Annotated in this window: 5 protein-coding genes; 3 read left to right on the top strand and 2 right to left on the bottom strand. The window is 72.5% G+C overall.

Annotated elements, in window-relative coordinates; genetic code table 11:
• Positions 1 to 154, top strand: a 154-nt coding sequence (locus ACFV9O_RS37940) for a zinc ribbon domain-containing protein (protein WP_385426963.1), incomplete at its 5' end; no start/stop codon positions are given.
• A 141-nt stretch (positions 155 to 295) separates the two neighbouring features.
• Here ACFV9O_RS37940 and ACFV9O_RS37935 read toward each other — a convergent pair.
• Complete coding sequence (locus tag ACFV9O_RS37935; RefSeq protein ID WP_385426960.1) at positions 296 to 1,666, bottom strand: dipeptidase; 1,371 nt, start codon at positions 1,664 to 1,666, stop codon at positions 296 to 298.
• Between the two features lie 148 nt (positions 1,667 to 1,814).
• On the opposite strand from ACFV9O_RS37935, the gene ACFV9O_RS37930 reads away from it, so the two are divergent.
• Positions 1,815 to 3,131: a geranylgeranyl reductase family protein gene (locus tag ACFV9O_RS37930; protein ID WP_385426958.1), complete on the top strand. Its 1,317-nt coding sequence runs from the start codon at positions 1,815 to 1,817 to the stop codon at positions 3,129 to 3,131.
• Here ACFV9O_RS37930 and ACFV9O_RS37925 read toward each other — a convergent pair.
• Positions 3,121 to 3,570: a nitroreductase family deazaflavin-dependent oxidoreductase gene (locus ACFV9O_RS37925; protein WP_385426955.1), complete on the bottom strand. Its 450-nt coding sequence runs from the start codon at positions 3,568 to 3,570 to the stop codon at positions 3,121 to 3,123. The two genes, ACFV9O_RS37930 and ACFV9O_RS37925, sit on opposite strands and share 11 nt — an antisense overlap.
• Positions 3,571 to 3,703: 133 nt before the next feature.
• On the opposite strand from ACFV9O_RS37925, the gene ACFV9O_RS37920 reads away from it, so the two are divergent.
• Positions 3,704 to 4,534 carry a TetR/AcrR family transcriptional regulator gene (locus tag ACFV9O_RS37920; RefSeq protein ID WP_385426952.1) on the top strand — a complete coding sequence of 277 codons (831 nt, stop codon included), beginning with the start codon at positions 3,704 to 3,706 and terminating at the stop codon, positions 4,532 to 4,534.
• The last annotated feature ends 562 nt before the right edge of the window (positions 4,535 to 5,096 follow it).

Below are 5,096 nucleotides of genomic sequence, written 5' to 3'. Positions count from 1 at the left end.
CGACAAGAAGAACCGGGCAAGCCAGGCCCTGTTCACCTGCCGGAACTGCGGGGTCGTTGCCCACGCAGACCGGAACGCCTCCCGCAACATCGCCCGCAAGGGCGAGGCCGCGTGGACTGCGGGGCGTGAGTCACGCGCCCCTGCCACCCCATAGGGGTGTCTGGACGGAGGAGCCCACCCAGCAGCCAGTTGGGCACTACCTCCAACCCTGGCCCTTTAGGGCCGGGTCAAGTTGACCTCTACGCGAGATTCGCCCAGCGCTCAAGCCCGCGAGGAGCCTGACCTGCTTCGGGGCTCAGGCCTGGTCCTGCTTCGAGCGCGCGTAGTTCACCAGGAACAGCGCCTCGGCCACCGACAGCCGCTCCAGCTCCTGCGGCGACACGCTCTCGTTCACGGCGTGGATCTGCGCCTCCGGCTCGCTCAGCCCGATGAGCAGGATCTCGGCCTGCGGGTAGAGCGCGGCGAGCGTGTTGCACAGCGGGATGGAGCCGCCCATGCCGGACGTCTGCATCTCCTCGCCCGGGTACGCGACCCGCATCGCCTCGGCCATCGACGTGTACGCCGGGCTGTTCACGTCCGCACGGAACGCCTGGCCCTGGCCCACCTGCTCCAGGCTCAGCCGGGCGTTCCACGGCGTGTGCTTCTCGATGTGGGCGAACAGCAGCTTCGTCGCCTCGGCCGCGTCCTGCCCGGGCGGCACGCGCAGGCTGATCTGTGCGCGGGCGCTCGACGGGATCGACGGGGTCGCGCCGGCCACCGGCGGGCAGTCGATGCCGATGACGGTGACCGCGGGACGCGCCCAGATCCGGTCGGCGACCGTGCCGTGCCCGATCAGGCCCACGCCGTCGAGGACCTTCGCGTCCTTGCGGAAGTCTTCCTCCGGGTACTGCAGCCCTTCCCAGGACGCGTCCGCCGTGAGGCCCTCGACGACCGTCGAGCCGTCCTCGGCCCGCAGCGAGTCGAGGACGCGGATCAGCGCGGCCAGGGCGTCGGGCGCGGCGCCGCCGAACTGCCCCGAGTGCAGGTTCCCTTCGAGGGTGTCCACCTGGACCCGGATCATCGTCATGCCGCGCAGCGTCGCCGTGACGGTCGGCAGCCCGACCCGGAAGTTCCCGGTGTCGCCGATCACGATGGCGTCGGAGCCCAGCAGCTCCGGGTGCGCCTCCGCGTACCGCTCCAGGCCGCCGGTGCCCTGCTCCTCGGAGCCCTCGACGATGACCTTCACGGAGACTGGGACGCCGCCGTTCGCCTTGAGAGCGCGCAGGGCGAGCAGATGCATGATGAAGCCGCCCTTGCAGTCGGCGGCCCCGCGCCCGTACCAGCGGCCGTCCCGCTCGGTCAGCTCGAACGGAGGCGTGATCCACGCCGACTCGTCCAGCATCGGCTGCACGTCGTAGTGCGCGTAGAGGAGCACGGTCGGCGCACCCTCGGGCCCGGGCAGCAGGCCGTACACCGACTGCGAACCGTCGGGGGTGTCCAGCAGCGCGACGTCCTGGAAGCCCTCGGTGCGCAGCGCGTCGGCGACCCACTTCGCGGCCGCCTCGCACTCGCTCTTCGGAGCCACGGCCGGGTCCGCCACCGAATGGAACGCCACCAGCTCCGCGAGCTCCGTCTTGGCGCGGGGCATCAGGGTGGCGACCGTCTCGGCTATCGGATTCGCGGACATGGGCACGCTCCTTGTGGGTGCGACGTTGTGTTCATCGTGTGTACGGCGAAGGTACGGCCGATCCTCCCACAGCGGGGGTCACGGGCCGCGCCCGTAGGATGCCGTCGAGAGCTTGGGCCTTGGGTCGGATCGGGAGCAGAAGCACATCGTGAGCAGCGAGAAGGCAGATGCCGTGGACGGACACGGCGAGCCGGTGTGGGACGTCGTCGTGGTCGGAGCCGGACCGGCGGGAGCGTCGGCGGCCTACGCCGCCGCGGTCGCGGGACGCCGGGTGCTCATCCTGGAGAAGGCCGAGCTGCCGCGCTACAAGACCTGCGGCGGAGGGATCATCGGGCCGTCGCGGGACGCCCTGCCGCCCGGCTTCGAGCTGCCGCTCCAGGACCGGGTGCACGCGGTCACCTTCTCGCTGAATGGCAAGCTGTCCCGTACGCGCCGCTCGCGACGGATGCTCTTCGGGCTCATCAACCGGCCCGAGTTCGACGCCGCGCTGGTCGAGCAGGCGCAGAAGGCGGGCGCCGAGCTGCGCACGGGGGCGACGGTCTCCCGGGTCGAGCAGCACGGGCCGGCCGTGCCTGACCGCCGCACGGTCGCGGTCGTCCTCGCCGACGGTGAGACGGTCCTCGCGCGGGCCGTCGTCGGCGCCGACGGCAGCGCCAGCCGGATAGGAGCGCATGTCGGGGTCAAGCTCGACCAGGTGGATCTGGGCCTGGAGGCCGAGATCCCGGTGCCGGCGACGGTCGCCGAGGACTGGGCGGGGCGGGTGCTCATCGACTGGGGCCCGATGCCCGGGAGCTACGGCTGGGTGTTCCCCAAGGGCAAGGTCCTGACCGTCGGTGTGATCTCGGCGCGTGGCGAAGGGGCCGCCACCAAGCGCTATCTGGAGGACTTCATCGCCCGGCTGGGCCTGGCCGGCTTCGAGCCGTCCATCTCGTCCGGGCATCTGACCCGCTGCCGCAGCGACGACTCGCCGCTGTCGCGCGGACGGGTGCTGGTCTGCGGGGACGCGGCCGGGCTGCTGGAGCCGTGGACGCGCGAGGGCATCTCGTTCGCCCTGCGCTCGGGGCGCCTCGCGGGGGAGTGGGCGGTACGGATCGCCGAGGCGAACGACGCCGTGGACGCCCGCCGCCAGGCGCTGAACTACGCCTTCGCCATCAAGGCGGGGCTGGGCGTCGAGATGGGTGTCGGCCGGCGCATGCTCGCGGTGTTCGAGCGGCGCCCGGGGCTGCTGCACGCGGTGATCACCGGGTTCCGGCCGGCCTGGAAGGCCTTCGCGGACATCACCCGCGGCTCGACGTCGCTGGCGGGCATCGTGCGCTCCCGGCCCATGGCCCGGCGCGCGCTGGAGGCGCTGGACCGGGTGCGGCCGGTGAGCGCGGGGGCGGACCGCCGGGGGGCCGCCGAGCCGGGAGCCGGCGAGCGGGGAGCGGGCGAGCAGGACGGCGGCGGCGCACGCGTCACTTCATGACGGTGATCCGGAACACCGGGTGGTCGGGGCCGGCCGCCAGGATCTCCGCGTCGGAGGACTTGGCGGTGACGCCCTGGAAGAACCGGTCGACCTCCCAGCCCCAGCGCTCGAGGTAGCCGCGGAGGACGGGGAGCTTCTCGCTGTCCTGGATCTCCTCGGCGGTGAAGGTGTGCACCTTGCGGCCGAGGCGCAGCTCGCCGCCGCCCGCGGCGCGCATGTTGCGCACCCACTGGGAGTGGCCGCGGGCCGAGATCAGGTACTGCACTCCGTCCTGTGTGAACGGATTGACGGGGATGCGCTGCATGGTGCCGCTCTTGCGGCCGCGCACGGAGAGCTCGGCGGTGCCGAGGAGGCTGACGCCGCGGCGGGCGAGCCAGCCCACGATGCGGTTCATGCGGACCTCGAGCGAGTTGGCACGGACGTAGTGCGACGACGACATCGCGATACTCCATCGTTGAGGTTGAGAGAGCACTGCTCTCGGTTGAGAGCAGTGTGCACCGGATCGGCGATCCAAAGCAAGAGCAGTGCTCTCGTTATTGGGCGGTGCTCCGAAACGTGACACACTGTCTCGCATGAGCAGCGCCAGCCGTCCGGGCAGCACCAGCACCGCGAGCAGCACCGGCTCCAGGAACTCCAGGAGCAGGAACGGCTCCGGGAGCACCACCGGCTCCGCCGTGCGGGGGGCCAGGGAGCGGGCCCGCAGCGAGATCACCGCCGCCATCAAGGACGAGGCACGCAGACAGCTCGCGGCCGAAGGCGCCGCCAAGCTCTCCCTGCGCGCCGTCGCACGCGAACTCGGCATGGTCTCCTCGGCGCTGTACCGCTATTTCCCCAGCCGTGACGAGCTGCTCACCGCGCTGATCGTCGACGCGTACGACGCCGTCGGCGCAGCCGCCGAGCGGGCCCTCGCCGATGTCGATGCCCACGCCGAGGCACAGGCCGCCGGACCGGCCGGCCCCGCCGCCCGCTGGACCGCCGTGTGCGTGGCAGTCCGGGCCTGGGCGGTCGCCCATCCCCATGAGTACGCCCTGATCTACGGCTCCCCCGTCCCGGGCTACGCCGCCCCGGCGGCCACCATCGCGCCGGCCTCCCGCGTCGGCCTCGCCCTCATCTCCATCGCCCGCGACGCCCACCGCGGCCCCGGCGTCGCCCCGCCCCCGCTCTCCGCCGACCTCCGTCCCGAAGCCGACCGCCTGACCGCCGACCTCGCGCCCGACCTGCCCGCGGGCCTCGTCGTCGCCCTGGTCGCCGCCTGGTCCCAGGTGTTCGGGCTGATCTCCTTCGAGGTCTTCGGCCAGTTCAACCGCATCGTGGAGGACCGGGAGACCTTCTTCTCGTACGCGGTGTCCCGCCTCGCCCGCGACGCCGGGCTCGTCCTGCCCGGCTCCGCCCACCCGCGTTAGGTCCCCCGGAGGGGCAGGATCGCCCGGACCGGCCGGAAGGGCCCCGGGTCAGTACGTGCCCAGCTGCTCCTCGGCGCGGTGCCCAAGCCGCCCGCCGAACTCCGCGACGAATCCCGCGGCGAGCGGCGGCCACCCCCCAGAAGTCGAACGGGACCGCCCCGAGATCGAAGCCGGACCCGAACCGCCCCCATGTGGTAGTTCCGCCCACGACGACCGCCACCGGGCCGGGCAGCCACGAGGAGTCCGGGGAATCGGCCACGTGCCGTGCCCAGTTGGGGCCTGGCACATACCCCGCGTCCGCGCCCTCGCCGGATGGGGCCCACTGTGGCACGGCCCTCCGACAGCGACCCTCCTACTCCACAGGGAGTACGTGCGATCACCGCGCCCGGCTGACGCCCGCCGGGACCGGTGCGGTCTAGCGTGACGGTATGGATGAGCAGCGCACGCGCCACCACCACGGTGGCCCGCCGTGGGGGTACGGGGGGGGGCCCGTGGGGGGTTCCGGGAACGACACGTGGGAGGGAAAATGGGGGGGGGAAACGGGGTCCTTGCTATTCCCCCT

The organism is Streptomyces sp. NPDC059909 (assembly GCF_042730885.1).
Lineage (GTDB): Bacteria > Actinomycetota > Actinomycetes > Streptomycetales > Streptomycetaceae > Streptomyces.
Note: the sequence above shows the minus strand (reverse complement) of the source record. Positions and strands in the feature narration are given on the sequence as shown.

What these genes read in the sequence shown, in the direction of transcription:
- ACFV9O_RS37935 (WP_385426960.1), bottom strand. Translation starts at nt 1,666, where the DNA reads ATGTCCGCGAATCCGATAGCCGAGACGGTCGCCACCCTGATGCCCCGC.
- ACFV9O_RS37925 (WP_385426955.1), bottom strand. Translation starts at nt 3,570, where the DNA reads ATGTCGTCGTCGCACTACGTCCGTGCCAACTCGCTCGAGGTCCGCATG.
- ACFV9O_RS37920 (WP_385426952.1), top strand. Translation starts at nt 3,704, where the DNA reads ATGAGCAGCGCCAGCCGTCCGGGCAGCACCAGCACCGCGAGCAGCACC.